This is a genomic window from Halobacteriovorax sp. (assembly GCF_041587335.1).
Classification (GTDB): Bacteria; Bdellovibrionota; Bacteriovoracia; order Bacteriovoracales; family Bacteriovoracaceae; genus Halobacteriovorax.
On record NZ_JBFGYP010000182.1, the window covers coordinates 1 to 4,377 of the forward strand.

The 4,377-nt window shown below is 34.0% G+C and carries 5 protein-coding genes; all 5 read left to right on the forward strand.

Going from position 1 to position 4,377, the window contains the following annotated elements; translation table 11 throughout:
- Positions 1–404: GNAT family N-acetyltransferase (locus ABX784_RS15680; RefSeq protein ID WP_372656007.1), on the forward strand; the 404-nt coding region annotated here is incomplete at its 5' end.
- Positions 405–474: 70 nt separating this feature from the next.
- Positions 475–897 carry a hypothetical protein gene (locus ABX784_RS15685; RefSeq protein WP_372656008.1) on the forward strand — a complete coding sequence of 141 codons (423 nt, stop codon included), beginning with the start codon at positions 475–477 and terminating at the stop codon, positions 895–897.
- A 262-nt stretch (positions 898–1,159) separates the two neighbouring features.
- Entirely contained in the window at positions 1,160–2,917 is a 1,758-nt protein-coding gene (locus ABX784_RS15690; protein WP_372656009.1) for a hypothetical protein, read from the forward strand.
- A gap of 45 nt (positions 2,918–2,962) precedes the next feature.
- Positions 2,963–3,712, forward strand: coding sequence for a DUF3050 domain-containing protein (locus ABX784_RS15695; protein ID WP_372656010.1), 750 nt, complete (start codon positions 2,963–2,965; stop codon positions 3,710–3,712).
- A 23-nt stretch (positions 3,713–3,735) separates the two neighbouring features.
- Positions 3,736–4,119, forward strand: coding sequence for a YqaA family protein (locus tag ABX784_RS15700; RefSeq protein ID WP_372656011.1), 384 nt, complete (start codon positions 3,736–3,738; stop codon positions 4,117–4,119).
- The last annotated feature ends 258 nt before the right edge of the window (positions 4,120–4,377 follow it).

The following is a 4,377-nucleotide window of genomic DNA, read 5'->3' on the forward strand; positions in this document are numbered from 1 at the left end:
ACAAGTGGTGTGGTGATTACCTCGCGTTGTCTCCTCAATCATTTTTCATTTATTTGATTAACGATAAAGTTGCTGGCTATCTCTCAGGTTATATAGATTCTAAATCTGCTCTTGAGAAGTTTTTAATTCCTGGTCCTGAGATATTTGAGGACTGCTTTGATAAATTCCCAGCACACTTCCATATTAACTGTAGCCCCAACCATCAAGGAAAAGGTATTGGCCGAAGTCTTGTTGAACATTATTTAACTGAGTTGAATGACTCAGGAGTAAATGGTGTACATCTTATTACTTCAACCGATGCAGATAACCTTGGTTTCTATAGGGCCTTGGGATTTGAATTTGAAGTCCCTAGGTCCTTTAAGTCTCATGAACTCCTCTTTATGGGAAAGGCAATTATTGCCTAAATAAAAAGAGTATCCTCACATTGCAATATATGTCACAATATTACCAGAAAGGGTAATAGAGGATATATCTATGGTTGATTTACATTCTATTCTAGCTGATCACAGGTCTAAAGCTTCAGGCGAAGCGACTAAGCTTAGTGACTCACACAATTCTAATCCTACAAATTCAAAAATACCGGATATCTTTTTTGATGAGATACTTACTCATTATAAGCTCACGAGAGTTGAGATTATGGTTTTGATGTACTTGTACAGAAGAGTTTGGTGTCGTCCAAACTTGTATAAAGAACATGGTATTTCCCAGTTGATGAGTCATACTGAAATGGCAAAACACTTAGGTATTTCACTTGAAGATATATACCAATCTCTTAGGCACTTAGAGGATTACAGCTTTATATCTACAATTCGATCAGGGCAGTACTTTGTTAGAAAGTACTTTACGAAGGACTTTGACGACTATTATGGTCACAGCTACGATGACTTCGAAATCTAAGTTTTTTTCAAATGTGTATAAATGCTCGAATTTAAAGATAAACTCAAGATTTATGTATGGCTCTTGTGTATAATTACCTAACCTCGTATAATTTTGTAAGAGGTGAGTTATCAAAAAAGTAAAAAATTCAAATATTGTTGTATATTGCGGGATTGATAAGGGTTATATTCATTCAATTGAGCAGCGCTATAAGCAAAAATACCAAGCTTTAGATTTCAGCTTTGAGCAGCGTTTTGACGAAGAAGAGTCCGGGTACCTCTCAATGATGGTGGATATTTTAAAGCTCGCGCCAAAAATTATTTACATCGATTTCTCAGTAAATACCAAGAACCTCTTAAAGCTATCTAGACAATTGAAACGACTATCTACTTTAGAAGGTGTTCCAATCGTTGGTCTAGTAGAAAGTAAGAAATATCTTAGAGAGTGCTCTGCCTCTGGTGTGGACTTTACGCATGTTAAATGTGGTGAGATCCATGATGTTATATACCACCCAATGTATCTTGCCTTTGAAAAACAAGTTGTTAAGCCTTCCTTTGCAAAAGGAAAATTTAAAGTTCCTTTTACTGCAAGTTTAGTTAACGACTTTAGAGTGGGGTATATAACTCCAGATACAATTAGAGCAGAGGGGAACTTTTCTCAATCTGTTGGGGATGTTATAGAAATAAACACTTCATTTCCTAGGGAAACAATTCCTTCTAAACAATTTGTTGTAAGCAATGTTACTGATAATGACCTCTATTATGATTACGACTACGCTTATGACCTTTCAATAAAGTTTGTAAGTGATCCTGTTATTTCTGATGCTGATTTAGAAACTGCAAATGCTTTAGAAGACCCTTCTGCCAAAGCAAATAGAATTGAAGAGCTTAAGAACGATTTAAAAATTAGGCAGGCCGAGCATGCTGATGAATTAAGAGTTTGTAAGAAAAAGCATGAAACTTGGCTCGAAGATAAAATTTCATTTTCAAAACCAAAGAAAACAAAGATTCTCATTGTTGATGGAGAGATGACTTTCTTAGATTCTGTTAAATCTCCTCTCGATAAATTTGGATATACAATAAGACTTCAAACAGTTTTGACTGAGGATATAGGTTCACTTAGAAGACTTTGTCCTCATATAATAAATATGAACCTTATCTCTAAGAATTTTCTTAAAGAATTTAATAATCCAGAGCTAACTCTTTTAGAAAAAGATGCATTAGCTGAAGAGTTAAAAACTCGTGAAACAAACTCTTTAAACCATTTAGGACGACTAATAAAAAGAGTTAAGACAATGGAGAATTACACTCCATTTATTATAGTCTTTAATTGTTTAAACTTTACCTCAAAATCTCTTCAAGATACTTATGAGTACCCTCTAATCATTAGTCATAGAGGTAATATGGATTTAGATTATATTCTAAAAATGGCCTCTGTATTTGAAAAGAAACAAGTTGATAACTTTAATGCAAAAGTAGAATCAAAAATTGCCTCATTAAGAAAGAAAGATCCAAAGAAATATGGAAGACTCACAAAAGCAGATTTTGAAGAAAAAAGATATTATGTAAGTAAGAGTGATGACTTAAGCTTTCTCTCTATTAAACATGAAGTAGAAGTTCTTACTATTTCAGAGACTGAAATTACATTTGTGTCCGAAAGACAACTCTCTCCATCTACATATCGATTTGATATGCCTCTAAATTGCTCTATTACGATTGTGCCTACCGATGGGAATTACTTTCAAACTGATGGACCAAACTTTATTTATAAGGCCTTCATTCACTCTGTAGATGAGATTGATAAGAAAGATATTAGAAAATATGTTAATGACACTTTCTTTGAAGAATTAAATAAAAAAAGAGATAAAGAATTAGAAGATTTTAAAAATTTAAATGAATCTATTCTAGAAGAAAAGAAAGAAGCTGATGGTGGAGCAAAGGCCAAAGTAGAGGCCCTTGAAGAAATAAATGCTCACCCTAGCTCTACGGATGTTCAAGAGCAATCTACTGTTGAATTTTCTAGAAAAGTTAAAAAAGACTAACCGATTTTCATGTACCATTTACATCTAGTTTGATATCTAAAATCCATGAAAAATCTTACTCAAGAAATTAATGAACTTCATAGAGTACTTGAAGATCATTGTGTTTATCAGAAGTTAAATGATCTTAACTCATTGAAAATATTTATGAACTACCATGTTTTTGCTGTGTGGGACTTTATGTCATTACTAAAGTCACTGCAAAGAGAAATTACTTGTGTAGAAGTTCCTTGGAGGCCATCTAAGTATTCAAAAGAGATGGTTCGAATGATCAACGAAATCGTTCTAGGTGAGGAGAGTGATGTCGATCTTAATGGTGACGCATGTGATCACTTTTCTCTGTACCTCTCTGCTATGGAAGAGGTTGGGGCGAACACTAGTGACATTCAAGAGTTTTTAGTTAATTACGAACTAGAGAAGTTGCCTCAAGAAGTTAAGGCATTTGTTTCTTTTAATTTAAATTTAGCGCTTAGTTCTGAGCCACATAAGACTGCTGCAGCATTCCTATATGGAAGAGAGAAGCTGATTCCTGATATGTTTACAGGAATATTGAATTACTTAAAATCTGAAAATGTAGATTGTCCAAAACTAATATACTATATAGAAAGACATATAGAACTTGATGGAGATGAGCACTCTATTTTGGCCAAGAAATGTTTAGAAGAGCTTTGTGGCAATGATGAAAATAAATTACGTGAGGCCTATGAAGTAGGTAAGCAGTCTTTAAAGTTGAGAGTAAAACTTTGGGACGGCGTTTATAATGAACTTTCTAAAGAGTATATATCGGCATCCAATTAGTTTCTCTATTCTTTTCAAGCTTTATGGCAGCGACAATTCTGCCAATAAGCTCTGAACTACACTTTGCATATATTACAAACTTAAGTAGCGATGAAGATATTATCATCGCTCTATTTGTCGCAACGCTAGGAAACTCTCTTGGCGGACTCAGTTGCTACATTCTTGGTCACTTAGGTAAGTGGAGCTGGCTAGAAAAGTATTTTAAAATTGAGGAAACAAAGATTTTAAAATATAAGACTAAGTTAGAGTCTTTTGGTGGATGGCCTGCACTTCTTTGCTGGTTGCCAATAATCGGAGATCCCATTGCCGTTACCTATGGATTAATGAAAGCTCCACTACGTTCTTTTGTTATTTTTATGAGCCTAGGTAAGTTTCTTCGCTACCTTTTTATCATTTATATTATCTGATTCGATTACTCGGTCTATCTATTCTTTTCTTACAAGTCGATCTATTCCTAGTAGTAATTCCCACTTCCCCTTAAAATAGAATTAATTCATTTTATCAGGAGGATTATTAATGAAAAAGATTTCATGTCTTTTAGCAGTAGTGCTATTTTCATCTCAGGTTTTAGGATCTGCTACATTTGAGAAAAGATTTAAAATTGTTAGAGATGATCAAGGAAGAGTTGTTTCAGTTAAAGAGCCAGGACTAAAGGTTTCTTTTTC